Genomic DNA, 21634 nt, shown 5'->3' with positions numbered 1-21634 from the left:
GTGATGGCGCTCAGCGGCATCGCCATCGCAGCGTGATCCTTCTCCAAGGACCCGTGTCGATCTTAGCCAGCCGCACGCCGCCTGGGTATGGATATCACGGCAAGCAGGCATGACACGCAAAACCAGACATGGAACGCGATGCCGACGGCCTCGCGCGGCCGCGCCTCGCTATCGACGGCTTCGAATGTATCCAGGGCTTCGCGCGCATTCATCCCGGTGCCTATCGGGGGGACGTCGACCACGACAGCCGTGGTCGGGATGGCCGGCGCGCTCAGGGTCCACAGCACGATCGCAGCCAGTGCTAGCAGCATCGACAGGCTGGCACGGTTGCGCAGGCGCACGTGCAACACGACACACGTGATCACCAGCAGGAGCAGATTGACGGTTTCCGCGACTGCCGGAATGTCTGACATTGCATCCATGCCCCTCAATCCGCCGTCACCAGCACCTTGTCCTTGCCGCGCAGCGTGGCATAGACGGCATCCGTTTCCGGTCGCACGCCATGCCAGTGCTCGAACGCTTCGGCGGCCTGCTCCACCAGCATGCCGAGTCCGTCCACCGCATCGTGGCAGCCGGCGGCGCGGGCCCAGGCGAGGAAAGGAATCGCCGCTTCGCCGTAGTTGAGGTCGACCGCCAGCGTGCGCGGCGTGGCCAGGGTGAAGGGCAAGGTGAAGGCGCCCTGGTCCTGGCGTGCGGCCGAGGTCGCGTTGACGATCAGCGAGAAGTCGCCGAGGTTTCGCAGATCGTCCCAGTAGCGCGAGTGCGCGCGGTCGGGTTCGCACAGCGCATCGGCCAGTGCGTCGGCGCGATCCGGCGTGCGGTTGACGATGATCAGTTCGCTGATGCCGGCATCCAGCAGTGCGGGCGCCACGCCGCGTGCGGCGCCACCGGCACCGAGCAGCAGGGCGCGGCGTGCGCGCAGGTCCAGTCCGTGGCGTCCCGTGAGATCGCGCACAAGGCCGGCGCCGTCGGTGTTGTCGCCGTGCCATTGGCCGTCATGGCGCGTCAGCGTGTTGACCGCGCCGGCACGCCGTGCGCGGTCGCTGGCCTGCGCGCAGATCGCGAAGGCGGCTTCCTTCAGGGGCAGCGTGACGTTGGCGCCCGCGCCGCCCTCGCCGGCGAACCGGTCCAGTGCGGCGACGAAGTCGTGCGGCGCGGTGTCGATGGCCGTGTACTCCAGCGTGATGCCGCCCTGCTGCGCGAACGCGGCGTGGATGCGTGGCGACAGCGAATGGGCGACGGGATGGCCGAAGACGGCGTAGCGGTGGCTCGACATGGCGCGGTACCCCGTCTGCTGGTGTTCGCCGAAGTCTACCGTGCGCCAGCGTCGTCTTGACAGGCGCCGGCGTGCGTTTCAATGTGCCGCCGCCGAAGGGGACGCCAGGGATCGAGGCGACAGGCAGGCCGGGCTGGGGAGTCCGACCGCCTTCGATGGAACTCTGCCACTGCGACGACGCGCATCGACCGGGAACGGCGCGACGCGCACGCCAGCGCATGCCTCCCCATCGGCATCCACGCGCACCACACCGATCCACCCGCCGGTACCGCAAGGACGCGGGGGATTCCATCACCACCGAAAGGGGAAACACCATGAAACCGATGTTCCGTTACCTGCCGCTCGCACTGGCGGCCTTTGCCCTGCATGCGCAGGCGCAGTCCATCTCGCCGGCGTACGAAGCGTTCCGCAACAAGGAAGCGCCGCAGCCCACCCCCAACCAGCCCGCGACGCCGACGGCACAGCAGGCGGTTCCCGCGCCGGCGGCGCCGGCACTTGCGCCGGCCTATGCCGCGCCCGCACCTGCGCCGTACGTCGCGCCTGCGGCCGCGCGCGAGGAACGGGAGAACGGCGGCTTCTTCGTCGGCCTGCAGGCCGGTCAGGGCTGGATCTACGAGGACGTCGAACAGGATGCCGTGGCCGTCAGCGCGGGTTACCGCTGGCAGGCGGGTCCGTGGGCGCAGGTCGGTGTGGAGCTGTCTGGTGGTCGGTTGGACAGCGCGGACTACCGCGGCGACCCGGTGGCGAAGGCGACCTATCAGGCGATCGGCGCCAATGCCCGCTTCAACTTCGGAAACAGTCCGTGGTTTGCGGCGGTACGCGGCGGCTATTTCGATGCGGAGCAGGAATACTCCGACAGCGTCTTCTCGACCGATGGCGGCTACGCCGGCATCGCCGTCGGCGTGGATATCGGTCGCCACTTCAACGTCAGTCTTGGCTACACCGGATTCATCTATGCCAGCAGCTACGACGATGACTGCGGCGACTACGATTACGATTGCGACTTCAACCGTGCCGACACGGTGATGCTGGGTATCGAAGCCCGCTTCTGACGCCGGAATGGAAACGGGAGCCGACAGGCTCCCGTTTTCTCGGCAGCGCGCCGGTAGCCGCTCAGCTGTCCACGGGGCGTACCAGTGGGCGAACGTAAACATGCTGCGTCTTCGCCAGCGTGAAGCCGACCGACGGGTAGAACGCGTGCGATTCCGGTCGCAGCACGTTGGAGCGCAGGAAAACGTCGGTGCCTCCCTGTTGCCGGATCCAGTCGCAGGTCGCATCGACCAGCTTTCGTCCCACGCCCATGCGTCGCGCACGCGGATCGACGATCAGCGCGGTGATCTCCGCACGGCCACCGAACTCGATCATCAGCCGCCACTCGGCGGCGACCACGCCGAACAGCGAACCGTTGTCCGCCGCCGCGGCGACTATCACGGCATGCGTCGACGACGCGAGCAGCGCCTGCAGACGCTTCGCCATCGCGGCGTCATCGACCGGATAGTCGAGCAGCGTGCACAGGCGCGCCAGCTCGCCCGCATCGTCATGCCGCGCATCGCGGATGACGACGGACGCCATGTCAGCCGTCCCGCAACCAGCGCGCGGCATCCAGCGCGAAGTAGGTCAGCACGCCATCGGCGCCGGCGCGCTTGAACGCGGTCAGCGCTTCCAGCGCACAGGCCTTCTCGTCCAGCCAGCCGTTGGCGGCGGCCGCCTTGATCATCGCGTACTCGCCGCTGACCTGGTAGGCGAACGTCGGCACGCCGAACTCGTCTTTCACACGGCGGATCACGTCGAGATACGGCAGGCCGGGCTTGACCATCACCATGTCCGCGCCTTCCTCCAGGTCCAGCGCGATCTCGTGCAGCGCTTCGTTGGAGTTGGCCGGGTCCATCTGGTAGGTGAACTTGTTGCCCTTGCCGAGGTTGCCGGCGCTGCCGACCGCGCTGCGGAACGGCCCGTAGAACGCGCTGGCGTACTTGGCGGCGTACGACATGATGCGGGTGTTGATGTAGCCGGCCTTCTCCAGTGCTTCGCGGATCGCGCCGATGCGGCCGTCCATCATGTCGCTGGGCGACAGGATGTCCACGCCCGCAGCAGCGTGCGCCAGCGATTGCTTCACCAGCGCCTCGATGGTCTCGTCGTTGAGGATGTAGCCGGTGTCGTCGATCAGGCCGTCCTGGCCGTGCGTGGTGTACGGGTCCAGCGCCTGGTCGCTCATCACGCCAAGTTCGGGGAAGCGCGCTTTCAGCGCGCGGATCGCGCGCGGGATGATGCCGTCCTCGTCCCAGGCGATGCGGCCGTCGGCGGTCTTCGCCGCTGGATCGGGCACGCCGAACAGGTCCAGCACCGGCACGCCCAGCTCCAGCGCTTCCTCGCCGACGCGCAGCAGTTCGTCGATCGACAGCCGTTCCACGCCGGGCATCGAGGCCACCGGCGAGCGACCTGTTTCCTCGTGCACGAACACGGGGTAGATCAGGTCGTTGGTGGTCAGCACATGCTCGCGCATCAGGCGACGGGAAAAGTCGTCGCGGCGCATGCGGCGGGGGCGGATGTGGGGGTAGGCCATCACGGACTCCTGGCAGAGCGGCGAATGATACGCCGGTGGTCCGTGCACCGGCCTGCGACAGGCGGTCGCAGCGCGGAACGCGGCGACCGGCCGGAGGTCAGATGATGCCGCCGCCCAGCGACAGGCGGACGATACCGACGACGATGACGATGCCGTTGAGCACCAGCCCGGTCTTCGCGCGTCCGCGATGCTGGGTGCGGGTGAACAGGATGCCGATGGCGGCGATGATCGCGCCGACCGCCGCGAACGGGATCAGGAACCAGTTGCCCCATCCCAGCAACGGAATCAGCGCCAGCACCATCCACAGCATCGCCACGACGCCCCACAGCAGGCTGATCAGTCCCATCGAACGTTCTCCAAAGCGTGGCGCGCGGTGCGGCGCCTCATGGCACCACTATGCGGATGCGCGACAGGCGCTTCAAGCACCGACGCCGTGCATGCCCTCGATCTCGACCAGCAACTCGCGACGGCAGACGTCGGCGTGCAGCATCAGCCACGGCACGCGCGTGCCGAGGCGCGCTTCGAGTTGTGCCGCCACGGCCTCGGCGTCGTCCGCATCGCTGACGTAGACCTTGAGGCGCGAACTCGGGTCCAGGTGCGGCGGCAGCCCCGGCGCATGCGTGCGCGCCGCCCCGAGCAGGCTGTCGAGGTTGGTCAACGTTTCGTCGAGCTGCGCGCGCAACGAGTCCGCATGCTGCGACGCGTGGCCGACGATGCTGGCCGTGCCCGACAACAGCAACGGCACGTGCAACGAAGGCGGCAGCAGGGCGCGCGCGAAACTCGGCGACTGCGGGCCGTATTCGCGCGGATAACGGTACGCGCTGACCTGGCGCGGATTCTCCAACGGCAGGCCGGGTTCGCGCGAGGCCAGCCAGTACACCTGCAATATGCGGCGTCCGTCGCGGCTGCCGATGGCGGTCGCCGCCGGCAACACGCGCGTGTCGACATCGCCCAGTCCCTGCACGCGGCCGACGCAGAACTGCCGATAGCGCTCGGTATCGCCGTCGCCCTCGGTGATCGCGTCGAAGTAGTTCCAGATGCGCAGCAGGTGCGGATAGCCGCTGTCGCGCCAGAAGGCCGCCATCGCCGCGTAGGCATGCGCGCTGGCATGCAGGATGCCGCCCTCGGGTTCTTCCCATTCGACCGCGCCGAACAGCAGCGTGCCGTCGTGGCTGTAGCGCACCGCGCCGTCGCGACCCGTCACGACCGGGCCGGAGGCGCGCCAGACTTCGTAGGGGGCGGCGGCTTCACGCAACGGCGACAGCGGAACGCGCAAATAGCGGGGATCGTCGATCGCGGACGTGGCCGGCGCCAGCGCGCCGAAGCCGAGTACCGCCAGGGTCTCCGGCAGGCCCAGCAGCGCCTGCGGCGAGGGGGCATGGATGTAGTCGACCGCCAGCCGCTGTGGTGCGGATGGGTGGTCGGGAGGGGAACTCATCGTGCGGGAAGCGGATGCATGGTCAGGGCGAAATGATAACCCGCCGGCTTTCGCCCGCCCCGGGATGTGCCAGTATTCAGCCGCAGCGGCGGAAGATCGCCTCACGCCAACGGGAGAAGCCGTCATGTCGTTCCGCATCGCCACCGTCGTGTTCGCCGCCCTGCTGGCCAGCGGGTGCGCCAGCAGTTCCAAGGTCATGCTGGGGCAGGCCCGCGCACCGGTCGACCCGGCCCAGGTCCAGGTCTACCGCACTCCGCCCGCAGGCTCGCAGGAGATCGCGCAGCTGGAATCGAAAAGCGGTGTCGGCTTCGGCACCCAGGGCCAGACCGATGCGGCCGTGGCCCGCCTCAAGCGCGAAGCCGCCGCCCTCGGCGCCAATGGCGTGGTGTTGCTGGGCGTAGGCTCCAGCGGCTCGCCCGTCGGCATGTCGGTCGGTGCCGGCAGTTACGGCCGGCACTCCGGCGGTGGCCTCAGCATGGGTATCCCCACCACGCAGAAGCAGGCCGCCGGCGTAGCCATCTATGTCCCGCCCGGCACCATCGTCGATCCGGCGCTGGTCGTGCCGGATCCCTCGCCGAAGCGCTGAGCGCGCCACGCGCGATGTCCCCGAAGGCGGCCCATGGCCGCCTTCGTCGTCCAGATTCAGGGCGATGTCGTTGCGGCGTTGTCTTCCAGCACGATGCGGTCGCCGCCGTCCACGTTGATCGCCAGCGTTTCGTAGCGCCATTCGCCTGCGCGCTTTTCCGCCACGACGTACAGCGTGCCGTCGGTGCGTGCACCGTCGAGCGGGATCGCCAGGTCGGCCTTGCCGCTTGCGCCATTGACGTTGATGTTGCCTTGCACGAACCAGCCGGCGTGGATCGGTTCGCCCAGCGCAGCGATCACGGCGGGATCCGACTGCGCGCGCGTGACGGCATGCTGGTACGGGCCGGAGGACCGGATGGCGCCGAAGACGAGCGCCACGATGCCGAAGGCGAACGCAGCGAACAGCGCCAGCAGCAGCGTCGCCAGCACGGGGACGCACCACTTCCAGTTGCGTTGCCACCAGCCGGGCTGGACAGGGGCGTGCATGGACATCGGGGTGCTCCCGGTCGGGTCAGGGCTTCAGGCAGCGGGCGAAGAAATCCCCGGTCAGCCGGTAGCGATGCAGCAGGTCGCTGCCACGCAGGCCGTGCTTGGCGCCGGGATAGGTCATCAGCTCGAACGGCGTGCCGCGCTTCTGCAGGTCGCTCATCAGCTGCGTCGAGTTGGTGAACAGCACGTTGTCGTCGGCCATGCCATGGATCAGCAGCAGCTTCGAACGCAGGCCGCCCAGATGGGTGAACACGCTGGCCTCGCGGTAGCCGGCCTCGTTCGCCCTCGGCAGGTCCATGTAGCGCTCGGTGTAGTGGGTGTCGTACAGCGCCCAGTCGGTGACCGGTGCGCCGGCCACGCCGCATGCATAGGCCTCGCTGTGCCTGGCCAGCAGCATCAGCGTCATGTAGCCGCCGTTCGACCAGCCATGCACGCCGATGCGCGCCGGATCGACGAAGGGCTGCGACTTCAGCCATTCGACGCCGCGCAGCTGGTCGTCCACTTCCACCGTGCCCTGCTTGCCGTACAGCGCGCCACCGAACGCGGCGCCCCTGCGCGGCGTGCCGCGGTTGTCCAGCGAGAACACCACGTAGCCCTGCTGGGCCAGGTACTGGTTGAAGAACGCGTCGCTGCGGCCGGGCCAGGCACGGGTGACGGTCTGCGCGGCGGGGCCGCCGTAGACGAACACCACGACCGGGTACTTCTTCTTGGGGTCGAAGCCGGCCGGTTTGATCAGGCTGTAGTGCAACGGCGTGGTGCCGTCGGCCGCGGTCAGCGTGCCGAACGTGGTGGCTTGGTGAGCAGCCAGATACTTTGCGTAAGGGTGTGAAGGATCGTTGGGATCATTCACCAGCAGCGTCGCCAACTCGGTGCCGTCGGCCTTGAAAAGTTTGATCTGAGGCAAGGTAAGGTCGCTGGACCAGCTGTCCACATACACGCTGGCGTTACTTGCGAAGCTGGCGGCATGCATGCCGGGTGCCTTCGACAACTGCTGAAGGTTACCGCCACCCAGGGATACCGAGTAGACGTGGCTCACTTTGGGGTCGGCGCCTACGGCCATGGGATCCATGGTTTTGCTGACGATCTGGGATCGACGGCCGGCACTGAAATAGACCAAACCCTTGTCATCGTCGACAGCTAAGACTCCATCTACAGGCCAATCGCCGTGGGTCAATTGCGACAGCTCCGCGCCGTCTTCGGAGACCAGGTAGAGGTGCTCGAACCCGCTGCGCTCCGACGACCACAGGAAACGTCCATCCTTCAGAAACCGCAGGTCGTTGTGCAGCGGCACCCACGTCTTCGACGTTTCGGTCACCAGCGTGCGCTGCTTGCCGGTCGCCAGCGTGGTTTCGATCAGCTCCAGTGTCTTCTGGTCACGCGACTGGCGCTGGAACGTCAGGCGCTGCGGATCGCGCCAGTCCACCCGGGCCAGGTAGATGTCCTGCTCGGCACCGAGGTCGATCCAGCGCGGCTTGGCGCCGGCCTTCGGCGCGATCACGCCGAGCTGCACCAGCACGTTGCGGTCGCCTGCCGCCGGATAGCGCTGCTCGACCACTTCCGTGCGGTCGGGATAGACCTCGTAGCGCTTCACCAGCGGCACCGGCGTCTCGTCGATGCGCGCGAAGGCGATGGCCGAATCGTCCGGCGCCCACCAGTAACCGGTGTGGCGGTCCATTTCCTCGTCGGCGACGAACTCGGCCACGCCGTTGCCGATGGTGTCGCTGCCGTCGCGGGTCAGCTGTGCTTCCTTGCCGCTGGCCAGATCGACGATCCACAGGTTGCGGCCCCGGATGAAGCTGACGAAGCCGCCTTTCGGCGAGATCTTCGGGTCGGTGGCGAAGCCGCCGCCGTCCGTCAGCTTGCGCACTGCGTCCTTGCCGGACCTGGACAGGTCGTAGAAATACAGCTCGCCGCCCAGCGGGAACAACAGCGCCTTGCCGTCCGGCGACCACTGGTAATCGACGATCCCCGATAGCGCGGCAATGCGCTGGCGCTCGCGGCGTGCCTTTTCTTCGTCGCTCAGCACTTCTTCGCCAGGCAACACCACCGATGAATCCACCAGCAGGCGCGTCTGCCTGCTGGCGATGTCGTATTCCCACAGGTCCAGCCGGTTGCGGTCGCTGTCCTTGCCGCGCAGGAAGGTCACCCGTGACCCGTCCGGCGCCACCTGCGGTTTGGTCAGCGTGGGGCCGGACAGCGGCGCGCTGCCGGTGATGGCTTCCAGCGTGAGTTTTTCGGCGTGGGCGGGCAGGGCGGTGGCGAAGGTCATCAGGGCGAACAGGGCAAGGCGCATCGGATTTCTCGGGCGGCAGGGCCGGTCAGGCCCCGATTATTGCACCCGTCACCGTAGCGTGCGCCGCGCGCACGACCTCCGGATCCGACACCGCGCGTCGCACGCACAGCGCGCGATATAGGGGGCAGGGGGTCGTGCGCATGGCGCACGCTACTTGCCGAACAGGTGCTTGCGTTCCTCGTCGGTGAGCGGCTTGCCGGCGTTGGGATTGACCTGTGCCTTCAGCGCATACGCGCGCTGCACGGCGGGACGCGCGGCGATCTCCGCCTGCCAGCGCAGCAGGTGCGGGTACGGTGAAAGATCCAGCGGGGCCTTGTCGTAGGCGTTGATCCACGGGTGGATCGCCATGTCGGCGATGCCGTAGTCGTCGCCCGCCACGTACGCATGCTTCGCGAGCTGCGTGTCCAGCACGCCGAGCAGGCGCTGCACCTCGCGCGTGTAGCGGTCGATGGCGTAGGGGATCTTCTCCGGCGCATACACGGTGAAGTGGCCGTACTGTCCCGTCATCGGTCCCAGGCCACCCATCTGCCACATCAACCACTGGTTGACGGCGACCTTCTGGCGCGTGTCCGTGCCGAAGAAGCGACCGGCCTTGTTGGCCAGGTACAGCAGGATGGCGCCGGATTCGAACACGCTGATCGGTTCGCCGCCATCGGCGGGCGCGTGGTCGATGATCGCCGGCATCTTGTTGTTCGGCGAGAACGCCAGGTAGTCGGGCTTGAACTGGTCGCCCTTGCCGATGTCCACCGGCACGATGCGGTAGTCGAGCTTGCTGCCGGCCTCGGCCAGCTCTTCCAGCAGCAGGGTGATCTTGTGGCCGTTGGGGGTGGGCCAGTAATAGAGGTCGATCATGGCGTCGTCCGCAGCAGGGGTAGGCGACCGAGTCTAGCGGCCCGGGCCGACTTGGCAGCGTCAAATCCGGCCGGTACCCTGCGCCATCCTTGGAAAAGACCGTTCCGACATGACCGACCCCAAATCCGCGCGCCTGGGCCCGTTGCCGGCCCTGATCTTCAGTTCGCGCTGGCTACAGCTGCCGCTGTACCTGGGCCTGATCGTCGCGCAGGGCGTGTACGTGGTCCTGTTCCTGAAGGAACTGTGGCACCTGGTCCACGGCGCGACCAGCCTCAGCGAACAGGACATCATGCTGCTGGTGCTGGGTCTGATCGACGTGGTGATGATCTCGAACCTGCTGATGATGGTCATCGTCGGCGGCTACGAAACCTTCGTCTCGCGCATGGGACTGGAGAAGCATCCCGACCAGCCGGAGTGGCTGAGCCACGTCAACGCCAGCGTGCTGAAAGTGAAGCTGGCCATGGCGATCATCGGCATTTCATCCATCCACCTGCTGAAGACCTTCATCGGCGCCAGCACGCTGGGTGGCCTGCCGTTGTGTGGCACGCCTGAAGCGTTTGCGGCGGCGGAAGCCGCAAGGACGGCAGGCTGGCTGGCGAAGACGTGCAGCGATTTCACGTCGACGGGCGTCATGTGGCAGACGATCATCCATGCCATCTTCATCCTGTCGGCCATCGGCATCGCCTACACGGATCGTTTGATGAACAACGGAGCGCCCGCCAAACAGGCGGCACACTGACCCGCCATGCGGGGCGATGGCCCGGTCATTCGTGACGCGAATGATGGCGACACCGCCGCCATCGTCGGCCTGAACCTCGCCGAGGTCCGGCACACCAGCCCGATGGATGCGGACAGGCTGCGCCAGTTGGCGTCCCTGTCCGCCTATCACCGCGTGGCGACGCAGGAAGGCCGCGTCGTCGCCTTCCTGCTGACGATGCACGCGGGCGCGGACTACCGCAACGACAACTTCGTCTGGTTCGCCGAACGCTTCCCCGATTTCCTGTACGTGGACCGCATCGTGGTGGATGCCGCCGCGCAGGGCCATCGGTTGGGATCGGCGCTGTACGGCGATCTGTTCGCCTTCGCCCGTGAACGCGGCATCCCGCGCATCACCTGCGAGTTCAACGTGGTGCCACCGAACGAGCCGTCGCGCCTGTTCCATGCGCGCCACGGTTTCGTCGAAGCCGGCCGGCAGTGGCTGGACGAGGGCCGCAAGCAGGTCTCGATGCAGGTCGCCGATCTGGCCTGAACACGCTGCGTCTCAGGGCGTGGGCCGCCGCAGGCCGTAAAATGCGCGGATGGATGTCTCCCACCTGCTCGATGATCTGAATCCCGCCCAGCGCGACGCCGTCTCCGCCGAACCCGGGCACTACCTGGTCCTGGCCGGTGCCGGCTCCGGCAAGACCCGCGTGCTGACCCACCGCATCGCCTGGCTCAACGAAGTCCATGGCGTGCCGACCCACGGCATCTTGGCGGTGACCTTCACCAACAAGGCCGCCGGCGAGATGCGCGCGCGCGCCGACGTGCAACTGCGCAACGGCAGCCGCGGCATGTGGGTCGGCACCTTCCACGGCCTGGCGCACCGCCTGCTGCGCCTGCACTGGCAGGAGGCGAAGCTGCCCGAGACCTTCCAGGTGCTCGACAGCGATGACCAGCAGCGGCTGGTCAAGCGCGTGGTGCAGGCGATGGAGCTGGACGAAGGCAAGTACCCGCCGAAGCAGCTCACCTGGTGGATCAACGAGCAGAAGGACGAAGGGCGTCGGCCGGAACACATCCAGCCGGCACCCAACGACGACTGGCTGGATGTGCGCCGGCAGGTCTATGCCGGCTACCAGGAGCGCTGCGACCGCGCCGGCCTGGTCGACTTCGCCGAACTGCTGCTGCGCGCGCACGAAGTGCTGCGCGATACGCCGGCGCTGCTGGCGCACTACCGCACGCGCTTCCGGCAGATCCTGGTGGACGAGTTCCAGGACACCAACGCCATCCAGTACGCCTTCATCCGCGTGCTGGCGGGCGACACCGGCCATGTCTTCGTGGTGGGCGACGACGACCAGAGCATCTACGGCTGGCGAGGGGCGAAGGTCGAGAACATGCAGCAGTTCCTGCGCGACTATCCGTCGGCGCGGACCATCCGGCTGGAGCAGAACTACCGGTCCAGCGCCAACATCCTGGGCGCCGCCAATGCGGTCATCGCGCACAACCCGGGGCGCATCGGCAAGCAGCTGTGGACCGACACCGGCGATGGCGAGCCGATCGACCTGTACGCCGCGTACAACGAGATGGACGAAGCGCGCTTCGTCGTCGAGCGCATCCGCCAGTGGGTGCGCGATGGCGGTAGCCTGGGCGATGCCGCCATCCTCTACCGCAGCAACGCGCAGTCGCGTGCGTTCGAAGAGGCGTTGCTGTCCGAGCAAGTGCCTTACCGCGTCTACGGCGGCATGCGCTTCTTCGAGCGTGCCGAAATCAAGGACGCGCTGGCCTACCTGCGCCTGATGGCCAACCGTGCCGACGACGCCGCGTTCGAGCGTGTGGTCAACACGCCGACGCGTGGCATCGGCGAGCGCACGCTGGACGAAGTGCGCCGGCTGGCGCGCGGTGCGCGCGTGTCGCTGTGGGGCGCGGCGATGCTGGCGGCACAGGGCAGCGGCCTGGCGGGTCGTGCGCGCAATGCGCTGGCGGCGTTCACCGCCCTGGTCGACCAACTGGCGGAAGAAACCGCGGAGATGACGCTGGCCGAGCGCGTCGACCATGTGCTCGCGCGCTCCGGCCTGCGTGAGCACTGGGCACGCGAGAGCCGTGGCGGGCTGGATTCCGAATCCCGCACCGAGAACCTCGACGAACTGGTGTCGGTCGCGTCCCGCTTCGTGCGTCGCGAAGACATTGCGGCCGAGGAAGACGTCCAGGAAGGCATGAGCGAACTGGTCGCCTTCCTGTCCTACGCTGCGCTGGAAGCGGGCGAGGGCCAGGTCGAAGCAGGCGAGGACGGCGTGCAGCTGATGACGCTGCATTCGGCCAAGGGCCTGGAGTTCCCGCTGGTGTTCCTGGCGGGGCTGGAGGAAGGGCTGTTCCCCAGCAACCGCTCGCTGGACGAGAGCGGGCGGCTGGAAGAAGAGCGGCGGCTTGCCTATGTAGGCATCACCCGCGCGCGCCAGAAGCTGGTGCTGAGCTATGCCGAAGCGCGGCGCCTGCACGGGCAGGACATGTACGGCATTCCGTCGCGCTTCCTGCGCGAGATCCCGGCCAACCTGCTCAACGAGGTGCGTCCGCGCGTGCAGGTCAGCCGGCCCGCCTCCGGCTTCGCCACGCGCGTCACGCCCGGCCATGCCAGCCTGGAGACGCCGGGTCTCAAGCTGGGCCAGACCGTCAGCCATGCCAAGTTCGGTCCCGGCGTGGTCACCGATTACGAGGGCAGCGGCGCGCACGCGCGCGTGCAGGTGAATTTCGACAGCGAAGGCAGCAAGTGGCTGGTGCTGGCCTATGCGAACCTCCAGGCGGTGTAGCCGTCGCAATTGATCCAGATCACGGCGCCCTACGCAGACCGGGCGTGTAATGGCCGCACCCCATCACCACGAGGTGCGGCATGTACCGGCATATCCTGATTGCGACCGACGGTTCCGACCTGGCAGGCAAGGGCGTGCAGCATGGCCTTGCCCTCGCTTTGCAGCTGCAGGCCAAGGCGACCGTGCTGACGGTCAGCGAGCCGATCAACACGGGCTTCGACGATGCCCTGGGCTGGAGCGCGGTGGCGACCTCGTTGCCCGACTTCCAGAAGGCCCGCGAGGAGGCTGCGCGCAAGGTGCTGGATGCCGCCGCTGCGCAGGCCGAACAGGCCGGCGTGACGCCGACGCTGCTGCACGTGGCGGACCGCTACGCGGCCGAGGCGATCGTCGACACGGCGGAAAGGCAGGGCTGCGACCTGATCGTCATGGCCTCGCATGGCCGGCGTGCGCTGGGTCGCCTGCTGCTGGGCAGCCAGACCAGCGAAGTCCTGGCGCGCTGCGGCGTACCGGTGCTGGTGATCCGATGAACGCGGGGTTTCACCAGCCGTAGAGCTTCCAGTACACCGGCGAGACGTCGCTGTTGTCCTTGCTCTTGTCCAGGCGGCCGTCGCCGTCGGAGTCGTACAGGTAATAGGGCGCGCCACGCGCCGGCGTGACCTTGACCATGCGCAGGTTGCCGGCCACGCGGTATTCCTCGATCGTGTCGCCGTTGGTCTCCGTACGCACGGCGACCTGGGCGTTGGCGAGATCCACGCCAGCAGGATTGCCGCCGCCGGTCGACGCACAGCCGGCCATGGCCAGCATGCAGGACAGCAGCAGGGTGCGGTTCGTCATGCGGGACATCGCGGACTCCTTGGCGCTCGGGTAGGGCGCGATTATGCGCCCACGACGGCCCTGTGCGCGTGACGCCGTGTACGGGAGCGCGGCGTAGAATGCCGCCATGACACGACTCGTACTGATCGACGGCTCCAGCTACCTGTTCCGCGCCTTCCACGCGTTGCCGCCACTGACCAATGCGGACGGCGAGCCTACCGGCGCGTTGTTCGGTGTGGTGAACATGCTGCGCTCGACGCTCAAGGAACGGCCGGATTTCGTTGCCTTCGTGCTCGATGCCAGCGGCCCCACCTTCCGCGATGAACTCTATCCGGCCTACAAGGCCCATCGCCCGCCGATGCCCGACGACCTGCGTGCGCAGGTGGAGCCGATGCGCCGCATCGTGCAGGCATTGGGTTTTCCGCTGCTGTGCGTGGAGGGCGTCGAGGCCGACGACGTGATCGGCACGCTCGCCGTGCAGGGTGCGGCGCAGGGCATGGAGGTCACCATTTCCACCAGCGACAAGGACTTCGCACAGCTGGTGAAGCCTGCGACGCCAGGTGCCGGCTCGATCGCGCTGGTCAATACGATGAGCGGCAGCCGGCTGGATACCGTCGACGCGGTGATGGAAAAGTTCGGCGTGCGACCGGACCAGATCGTCGATTTCCTCGCGTTGATGGGCGACACCGTCGACAACGTGCCGGGCGTGGAGAAGTGCGGTCCCAAGACCGCGGCAAAGTGGCTGGCCGAATACGGCACGCTCGATGCCATCCTCGAGAAGTCCGGCGAGATCAAGGGCAAGATCGGCGACAACCTGCGTGCCGCGCTGCCCCGCCTGCCGCTCAATCGCGATCTGGTCACCATCAAGACCGACGTGATGCTGGACGGTGGGCCGGAAACGCTGCCGCTGCGCGAGCGGCACGTCGATGAACTCCGCGAACTTTATGCGCGCTACGGGTTCCACCAGGCCCTGAAGGAACTGGACGGCGGCGTAGCCGGTGCGTCGACCATTGCCGAGAAGGAGCCGGGTCGTGCACGCGGCACCGGCCGCGTAGCGGCGGCCACCAGCGACGACGCGCCCGTCGATCCTGCGTTGGGCGTGGCCGGCGACTACATGGCGGTGACGGAACAGGCACAGCTCGACGCGCTGGTCGCCGAACTGCAGCAGGCCGACGAATTCGCCTTCGATACCGAAACCGACAGCCTCGACCCGATGCGGGCCAACCTGGTCGGCCTCAGCTTCGCCACCGAACCGGGCAAGGCTGCGTACGTGCCGGTGGGCCACGACTATCCTGGCGCGCCGCCGCAACTCGATCGGGCTTCCGTACTCGCTGCGCTGGCGCCGGTGTTGGCGGATGCAGGCAAGCGCAAGCTGGGACAGCACGGCAAGTACGACCTGCACGTCCTGTGCCGCCACGGTGTGGAGGTACAGGGCTACGCCGACGACACGATGCTGGAGAGCTTCGTGTTGAATGCCGGCAGCAACCGCCACGACATGGACAGCCTGGCCAAGCGCTGGCTGGGCTACGACACCATCAAGTACGAAGAGGTGGCCGGCAAGGGCGCCAAGCAGATCCTGTTCTCGCAGGTGGCCATCGACGACGCCACCCGCTACGCCGCCGAAGACGCGGACATCACGCTGCGCTTGCACCGTGCGCTGGCGCCGAAACTGGCGGCGGAAGCAGGGCTCGAGAGCGTCTACCGCGACATCGAGATGCCGCTGGTGCCGGTGCTGGCACGCGTTGAAGCCAATGGCGTGATGATCGATGGCGATGAACTGCGCCGGCAGAGCGCGGACCTGTCCAAGCGCATGCTGGCCGCGCAGCAGAAGGCCACGGAACTGGCGGGCCGTACCTTCAACCTCGATTCGCCGAAGCAGCTGCAGGCACTGCTGTTCGACGAACTCAAGCTGCCGGTGTTGGTGAAGACGCCGACTGGCCAGCCCAGCACCAACGAGGAAGCGCTGGAAGCCATCGCCGACCAGCACGAGTTGCCGCGCGTGATCCTGGAGTATCGCGGCCTGGCGAAGCTGCGCAGCACCTACACCGACAAGTTGCCGGAGATGGTCAATCCCGACACCGGCCGCGTGCACACCAGTTACCACCAGGCGGGCGCGGCGACCGGGCGGCTCTCGTCCACCGATCCCAACCTGCAGAACATCCCGATCCGCACCGACGATGGTCGCCGCATCCGCAAGGCCTTCGTCGCCCCGCCGGGCCGCAAGCTGGTGGCCTGCGACTACTCGCAGATCGAGCTGCGGATCATGGCGCACCTGTCGCAGGACCCCGGCCTGGTCCGCGCGTTCGAGTCCGGTGCCGACATCCACAAGGCGACCGCGGCGGAAGTGTTCGGCCGGAAGCTGGAAGACGTGACCGGCAACGAGCGCCGCGCTGCCAAGGCGATCAACTTCGGCCTGATGTACGGCATGAGCGCATTCGGGCTGGCGCGCCAGCTGGGGATCGCGCGCGGCGAGGCGCAGGACTACATCGCGCTGTATTTCAGTCGGTATCCCGGCGTGCGCGACTACATGGAACGCACGCGCGAGCAGGCTCGCGAACATGGCTATGTCGAAACGGTGTTCGGCCGCCGCCTGTACCTGGAGTACATCAACAAGGGCACACAGGGGCAGCGCGCCGGGGCCGAGCGCGCGGCGATCAACGCCCCCATGCAGGGCACTGCCGCGGACATCATCAAGCGCGCCATGATCGGCGTGGACGCCTGGCTGTCGGCGCACCGAGCACAGGCGCTGATGATCCTGCAGGTGCACGACGAACTGGTGTTCGAGGCGGACGCCGATTTCGTGCCGACGTTGCTGGAAGAGGCCACGGCCCGCATGGCCGCCGCGGCGCAGCTGAGCGTCCCGCTGGTGGTCGACAGCGGCATCGGCGACAACTGGGAAGAGGCCCATTGAGCAGGGCTGAAAACGGTTTCCCTTGCGGAACAGGCGCTTGCGGAATGTTCAGGAAAACCCTGTCAGGTATATTTGTATACCGACGAGTTCAATAAACTGAATTCCTCCTGAATCTTACGGATTTTTAACCGGAATCTTCACGAACTATCCATGTCCGGAGTGGTCATATAGCCCGTGACAGATGCAACGTCTGTCACTGATCTCTCCCATCCCCTGGAGCGATCTCCCCCGGAGCGACGACCCCTCCCCAGGTCCCGCTCCCCTGGCCCCGCCGATCTCCCCCTGGTCTGCGGGGCTTTTTATTGCCCGTCGTTTACCTGCGCAGCGTGCGCTACTTTGCGCGCAGACCTCCACCACCGGGTGATGCATGAGTGCGACGTTCTCCGAGATGTTCCAGATGGCCATGCCTTGGTGGGCGTTCGTACTGCGGGCCTGCATGGTGTACTTCATCCTGCTGGCGATGATCCGGATGACGGGCAAACGCACGATGGGACAGTTCACGCCCTTCGACATGCTGCTGGTCGTGCTGCTCGGCAATGCCGTGCAGAACGCGCTGCTCGGCGAGGACACGTCCGTGGGCGGCGGCCTGCTGCTCGCGGCCACGCTGATCGGCTTGAACTGGATCGTGGGCCTGGCGTCGGCGCGCTCGCCGAAGGTGGAGCGCTGGGTGGAAGGTTCGCCGGTGTTGCTTGCGCGCGACGGGCAGGTCTATCGCGATGTGTTGCGACGCGAGCTGATCAGCCGCGAGGACTTCGAAAAGGCCATGCGCGAGGCGGGATGCCTGGACATGGCCGACATCCGGCTGGCCGTGCTGGAGAACAATGGGCACATTACGGTGGTGGCAAGACAATCGGAGAACGCCGGCGTGGGAGCGACGTAAGTCGCGATCGTGATCCAGTTGCGCCATCGCGACGTACGTCGCTCCCACAAGACAACGGCTCAGGTCGGTTCAGCCAGCCAGTCGCGCGGCCTGAGGTAGTCGAGCAGCCGTTGTTCGTCGCTGCCGTCCTTCGGCGCGTAGCCGTATTCCCAGCGCACCAGCGGAGGCAGGCTCATCAGGATGGACTCGGCGCGCCCGCCGCTCTGCAGGCCGAACAGCGTGCCACGGTCGTACACCAGGTTGAACTCGACGTAGCGCCCACGACGATAGAGCTGGAACTGCCGCTCGCGTTCGCCGTACGGCGTGTCCTTGCGCCGATCCACGATCGGCAGGTAGGCATCCAGGAAACCGTCGCCGACGGCACGCAGGTAACCGAAGTCGCGGTCGAAGTCGTCGCTCAGGTCGTCGAAGAACAGGCCGCCGACGCCACGCGTCTCGTTGCGATGTTTGAGGAAGAAGTACTCGTCGCACCAGCGCTTGTGCGCGTCGTAACGCGCGTGGCCACCGAACGGTTCGCACAGGTCGCGCGCGGTCCGGTGCCAATGGCGGACATCTTCATCGACCGGATAGAACGGGGTCAGGTCGAAGCCGCCACCGAACCACCACGCCACGGTTTCGCCATCGCGTTCGGCGCGGAAATGGCGCACGTTGGCGTGCGTGGTGGGCAGGTGCGGATTGCGCGGATGGAACACCAGCGACACGCCGACGGCGCGCCAGGACGCGCCGGCCAGTTCCGGCCGGTGCGCGGACGCGGAGGGCGGCAGCCGGTCGCCGGACACATCGGAGAACCCGATGCCCGCCTGTTCGAACACGGCGCCATCGCGCAACACGCGCGTACGGCCGCCGCCGCGGATCGGCGAGGCGTCGCCGGCGGGCCGCGCCCACGCGTCCTCGCGGAAGCGCGCATGGCCGTCCGCCGCTTCGATGGCGGCGCAGATGCGGTCCTGCAGGTCGGTGAGGTAGTCGCGGACGGGTGTGAAGTCGTTCATGCCGCGCATTCTACCGGGGCGATGTAGCCATCCCGAATTCGGCGCGTACGGCCGGCCGGCTCAGCTGCCACACCACCAGTCCGTGCAGCACCGCGAATACGAACGCGCTGAGCCACAGCGTCGCCAGCGTCAGCAGGCGCAGCGCAGCGAGTTCCGCCTGCAGCCGCTCGATCCCCGGTTGAGGGGGCAAGGCCTGCACCCAGGAAAACGCGGCATCGACGGCCGCGATACCGGCGAAGTTGACGCCCGCGCCGGCCACCATGAAGAACACGAAACCCCACCAGCCCCATCTGCGACGGTGCAGCAGGCCGATCGACACCGCCAGGAACGCCGCAGAGACCAGCAGGAAGCCGGTGGCGAGCGTCGTGAGATGGGTGACTATCCATCGCACGGTCGCGGGAACGGCCTGCGTCGCGAGGAAGCCGAGCAGTGCATCGGTGTCCACCTGGCCTAGCAGGAGCCATGCCATGACGACCTGTATCGTGGCGTACAGCGTGGCGACGATGCCGATCGCGATCGACACCTTCGCCGTGACGGTGACGAAGGCCGACCCTGCGGCGCTGGCCTTCGCGGACTCCATCGCCTTACTTCAGGTTCTGCTCGAACAGCTTCAGCACGCGCTTGTACTCGTCCAGCCACGAGTCCGACCGCGTGAAGCCGTGGCGTTCCAGCGGATACGCCGCCAGTTCCCAGTTGTCCTTGCGCAGTTCGATCAGCTTCTGCGTCAGCACCACCGAATCCTTGAAGAACACGTTGTCGTCGATCATGCCGTGCGCGATCAGCAGGTGGTCCTGCAGGCCAGCGGCATATTCGATGGGCGACGAGGCGCGGTACGCCTCGGGGTCCAGCTCCGGCGTGTTGAGGATGTTGCTGGTATACTCGTGGTTGTACTGGGTCCAGTCCACCACCGGCCGCAGCGCGGCACCGGCCTTGAACTTGCCCGGCTCGCGGAACAGCGCCATGAAGGTCATGAAGCCGCCATAGCTGCCGCCGTAGATGCCGGCGCGGTCGCGGTCGCCCTGCTTCTGTTCGACCAGCCAGTCCAGGCCGTCCAGGTAGTCCTCAAGTTCCGGATGGCCCATGTTGCGGTAGATCGCCGTACGCCAGTCGCGGCCGTAGCCTTCGCTGGCGCGGTAGTCGAGGTCGAGCACGATGTAGCCGCGCTCCACCAGCAGGTGGTGGAACATCTGCTCGCGGAAGTAGTTGGGATAGCGCGCGGTGACGTTCTGCAGGTAACCCGCGCCGTGCACGAACATCACGATGGGATAGCGCTTGCCGGGTTCCATCGTCTTCGGGCCGTAGTACTTGCCCCACACCACGCCGGCGCCATGCTTCGACGGCACCTGCACGTACTGCGGTTCGATCCATTCACGGGCCTTGAAGGCAGCCGTGCGGGTGTCGGTGAGCGGTGTCGCCTGGCCGCCTTCCATGCCGACCACCGACAGTTGGGCCGGCGTGTAGCTGCGGGAATGCTGGACCAGCAGCCGGCGGCCGTCCGGTGATGCGCTGAAGCCTTCCACGCCGTCCAGTGCGGTGACTTCGCGCACTGCATTGCTGGCGAGGTCGAGCGCGCAGACTTCGTAGTCGCCCGGCCATGCGCGGTTGCAGAGGAACAGGAAGCCGTTGCCGTCGGGCGTTATCTCCGGCTCGGACACTTCCCATTTGCCCGTCGTGCGCGCGCGGAACTTCTCCGTGCCGGTCGCGGTGTAGAGATGCGAATAGCCGGATTCTTCCGACAGCAGCCACAGCGTGCGGTTGTCCGGCAACCAGCCGAATTCGTTGAAGCCCCAGTTGATCCATGCGGTGTCGGTCAGGCGATGGCGCGGCAACAGCCGCGCGCCCGCCAGGTCGACCGTGGCGATCCAGCGATCCTTGTTGTCGACGGCATGGACCTGCACGGCAACCTGCGCGCCGTCGTTCGTCCAGGCCACGGCATCGCCGCCGCGGCCACCTTCCACCCGCACGTCCCGGTTGCCCTTCAGCGGCTCCTTGCCGGCGGCCTTGCGCATCGCGGCCAGCGGATCCTTGTCGATGCCGGGCAGCGCGTCGAACGCGAGCGGCTTCACGCTGCCGTCGGCCAGGTCCACGCGCCACAGGGCGTGCGGCAAGGGCGCATTGCGGCCGACGCGGGTGCGCACGTCCTGGAATTCCTCGTAACCGGATTCGGTCACGTACTTGGGCATCTTGCCGCCCTGTCCGGCATCGGCACCTTTCCTGCGCGTCACCACCAGCAGCCAGCGGCCGTTCGGCGACAGCGAGCTGGATTCGATCTCCACCTCGGTGCCCAGGTAGATCGGTGCGGGTGCGCGGGTGGGATCGGCCTTGCGCCAGGTTTCCGCCTGCTTCTGCGCGGCTTCGCGCTGCGCGCGGTCGTCGGCGAGCGTGCGGATCGTGCGCAGCTGCTGTTCGCGCAGCGCATCGGCCTTCGGCGGGGCCAGCGGATCGCGCTCGGCCTTGAGTTCGGCGACCGTCGAGGTGCCCGTGCCGGCGGTCCAGCGGTACCACGTGTCGCCCGTGCGCCAGATCACTGCGCCGTCGTGGGCGAAGCGCGCCTGCTGCTCCGGTTCGTTGGTGCGCGTGAGCTGGGTCAATGCTCCGCTGCGCAGGTCGCGCACGAACAGGTCGCCGTTGCGGGATAGCAGCATGCGCTGCCGCGACGCGTCGTAGACCGGTCCCGCCGCATCCAGCCCCGCACGCTGGTCGTCGCCGACGCGGCGCGCAGCGCCACCATCGAGCGACTGCTCGAAGGTGTCGCGCACCAGGCTGTTGTCGCGCTTCAGTTCGTACTGCACCTGCTTGCCATCCCAGGTCCACCACGCACGTTCGACCGGTGGTCCGATCCAGTCCGGTTCGGCCATCGCCTGTTCGATCGTCAGTGGCGTGGACGCCTGGGCGTGCGCCGATGGAGCAAGGGCGAGCGGCAACAGCAGGGCGATCAGGGCGGGGCGCATCGGGCATCCGTTAGTGCGAGGTGAAGGGGCCAAGATTACCAGTCCCGGCGCGCGGTTCCGGCCGCCGATGGTCATGCCCGGCGTGAACGCGTGC

Annotated in this window: 21 protein-coding genes; 8 read left to right on the top strand and 13 right to left on the bottom strand. The window is 67.3% G+C overall.

The features are described from left to right. Positions 1-62: 62 nt before the first annotated feature. Together V7060_RS10025 and aroE are read right to left on the bottom strand one after the other, a co-directional pair. Positions 63-422: a hypothetical protein gene (locus V7060_RS10025; protein ID WP_334179090.1), complete on the bottom strand. Its 360-nt coding sequence runs from the start codon at positions 420-422 to the stop codon at positions 63-65. A 5-nt stretch (positions 423-427) separates the two neighbouring features. Continuing rightward, positions 428-1276 (bottom strand): shikimate dehydrogenase, encoded by an 849-nt coding sequence (gene aroE / locus V7060_RS10020; protein WP_334179089.1) that lies wholly within the window; start codon positions 1274-1276, stop codon positions 428-430. Between the two features lie 314 nt (positions 1277-1590). Between aroE and V7060_RS10015 the strand changes: the two genes are divergently transcribed. Beyond that, on the top strand, positions 1591-2328 hold the full coding sequence (locus V7060_RS10015) for an outer membrane beta-barrel protein (protein WP_334179088.1): 738 nt from the start codon (positions 1591-1593) through the stop codon (positions 2326-2328). Between the two features lie 61 nt (positions 2329-2389). On the opposite strand, the gene V7060_RS10010 is transcribed toward V7060_RS10015, so the two are convergent. The 4 genes from V7060_RS10010 to V7060_RS09995 form a co-directional block, all read right to left on the bottom strand. Then, positions 2390-2848, bottom strand: a complete 459-nt coding sequence (locus V7060_RS10010) for a GNAT family N-acetyltransferase (RefSeq protein ID WP_334179087.1) — start codon at positions 2846-2848, stop codon at positions 2390-2392. A 1-nt stretch (position 2849) separates the two neighbouring features. After that, on the bottom strand, positions 2850-3839 hold the full coding sequence (hemB, locus tag V7060_RS10005) for a porphobilinogen synthase (RefSeq protein WP_334179086.1): 990 nt from the start codon (positions 3837-3839) through the stop codon (positions 2850-2852). A gap of 97 nt (positions 3840-3936) precedes the next feature. After that, the gene (locus tag V7060_RS10000; protein WP_334179085.1) at positions 3937-4185 is read right to left on the bottom strand and encodes a hypothetical protein; all 249 of its coding nucleotides are present in this window, start codon (positions 4183-4185) and stop codon (positions 3937-3939) included. Between the two features lie 72 nt (positions 4186-4257). Continuing rightward, on the bottom strand, positions 4258-5277 hold the full coding sequence (locus V7060_RS09995; protein WP_334179084.1) for a pteridine-dependent deoxygenase: 1020 nt from the start codon (positions 5275-5277) through the stop codon (positions 4258-4260). Positions 5278-5401: 124 nt separating this feature from the next. Between V7060_RS09995 and V7060_RS09990 the strand changes: the two genes are divergently transcribed. Next, positions 5402-5863 carry a hypothetical protein gene (locus V7060_RS09990; RefSeq protein WP_334179083.1) on the top strand — a complete coding sequence of 154 codons (462 nt, stop codon included), beginning with the start codon at positions 5402-5404 and terminating at the stop codon, positions 5861-5863. Between the two features lie 56 nt (positions 5864-5919). On the opposite strand, the gene V7060_RS09985 is transcribed toward V7060_RS09990, so the two are convergent. The 3 genes from V7060_RS09985 to V7060_RS09975 form a co-directional block, all read right to left on the bottom strand. Beyond that, the gene (locus V7060_RS09985; RefSeq protein ID WP_334179082.1) at positions 5920-6354 is read right to left on the bottom strand and encodes a cytochrome c oxidase assembly factor Coa1 family protein; all 435 of its coding nucleotides are present in this window, start codon (positions 6352-6354) and stop codon (positions 5920-5922) included. Between the two features lie 19 nt (positions 6355-6373). Beyond that, positions 6374-8644, bottom strand: coding sequence for a DPP IV N-terminal domain-containing protein (locus tag V7060_RS09980; protein WP_334179081.1), 2271 nt, complete (start codon positions 8642-8644; stop codon positions 6374-6376). Between the two features lie 150 nt (positions 8645-8794). After that, entirely contained in the window at positions 8795-9496 is a 702-nt protein-coding gene (locus V7060_RS09975; RefSeq protein WP_334179080.1) for a glutathione binding-like protein, read from the bottom strand. A gap of 109 nt (positions 9497-9605) precedes the next feature. On the opposite strand from V7060_RS09975, the gene V7060_RS09970 reads away from it, so the two are divergent. The 4 genes from V7060_RS09970 (at position 9606) to V7060_RS09955 (ending at position 13523) form a co-directional block, all read left to right on the top strand. Next, positions 9606-10235, top strand: coding sequence for a TIGR00645 family protein (locus tag V7060_RS09970; protein ID WP_334179079.1), 630 nt, complete (start codon positions 9606-9608; stop codon positions 10233-10235). A 6-nt stretch (positions 10236-10241) separates the two neighbouring features. Continuing rightward, on the top strand, positions 10242-10745 hold the full coding sequence (locus V7060_RS09965) for a GNAT family N-acetyltransferase (RefSeq protein WP_334179078.1): 504 nt from the start codon (positions 10242-10244) through the stop codon (positions 10743-10745). Between the two features lie 49 nt (positions 10746-10794). Continuing rightward, the gene (gene uvrD, locus V7060_RS09960) at positions 10795-12996 is read left to right on the top strand and encodes a DNA helicase II (protein ID WP_334179077.1); all 2202 of its coding nucleotides are present in this window, start codon (positions 10795-10797) and stop codon (positions 12994-12996) included. 80 nt (positions 12997-13076) lie between these two features. Continuing rightward, the gene (locus V7060_RS09955; RefSeq protein ID WP_334179076.1) at positions 13077-13523 is read left to right on the top strand and encodes a universal stress protein; all 447 of its coding nucleotides are present in this window, start codon (positions 13077-13079) and stop codon (positions 13521-13523) included. A 10-nt stretch (positions 13524-13533) separates the two neighbouring features. Here V7060_RS09955 and V7060_RS09950 read toward each other — a convergent pair whose 3' ends face one another. Continuing rightward, positions 13534-13830, bottom strand: coding sequence for a DUF2782 domain-containing protein (locus tag V7060_RS09950; RefSeq protein WP_334179127.1), 297 nt, complete (start codon positions 13828-13830; stop codon positions 13534-13536). A gap of 106 nt (positions 13831-13936) precedes the next feature. Here V7060_RS09950 and polA point away from each other — a divergent pair, with 106 nt between their 5' ends. Continuing rightward, positions 13937-16720, top strand: a complete 2784-nt coding sequence (gene polA / locus V7060_RS09945) for a DNA polymerase I (protein WP_334179075.1) — start codon at positions 13937-13939, stop codon at positions 16718-16720. 367 nt (positions 16721-17087) lie between these two features. Then, on the top strand, positions 17088-17600 hold the full coding sequence (locus tag V7060_RS09940) for a YetF domain-containing protein (RefSeq protein ID WP_334179074.1): 513 nt from the start codon (positions 17088-17090) through the stop codon (positions 17598-17600). 59 nt (positions 17601-17659) lie between these two features. Here V7060_RS09940 and hemF read toward each other — a convergent pair whose 3' ends face one another. From hemF to V7060_RS09925, 3 genes are read right to left on the bottom strand one after another with little or no spacing between them, the layout of a single operon-like run. Beyond that, positions 17660-18589 carry an oxygen-dependent coproporphyrinogen oxidase gene (gene hemF / locus V7060_RS09935; RefSeq protein WP_334179073.1) on the bottom strand — a complete coding sequence of 310 codons (930 nt, stop codon included), beginning with the start codon at positions 18587-18589 and terminating at the stop codon, positions 17660-17662. A 10-nt stretch (positions 18590-18599) separates the two neighbouring features. Next, the gene (locus tag V7060_RS09930; protein WP_334179072.1) at positions 18600-19169 is read right to left on the bottom strand and encodes a hypothetical protein; all 570 of its coding nucleotides are present in this window, start codon (positions 19167-19169) and stop codon (positions 18600-18602) included. A gap of 4 nt (positions 19170-19173) precedes the next feature. Further along, positions 19174-21516 carry a S9 family peptidase gene (locus tag V7060_RS09925; protein WP_334179126.1) on the bottom strand — a complete coding sequence of 781 codons (2343 nt, stop codon included), beginning with the start codon at positions 21514-21516 and terminating at the stop codon, positions 19174-19176. Positions 21517-21634: the final 118 nt, after the last annotated feature.

The organism is Pseudoxanthomonas sp. (genome assembly GCF_036845285.1).
In the GTDB taxonomy this organism is placed as follows: Bacteria; Pseudomonadota; Gammaproteobacteria; order Xanthomonadales; family Xanthomonadaceae; genus Pseudoxanthomonas_A.
Note: the sequence above shows the minus strand (reverse complement) of the source record. Positions and strands in the feature narration are given on the sequence as shown.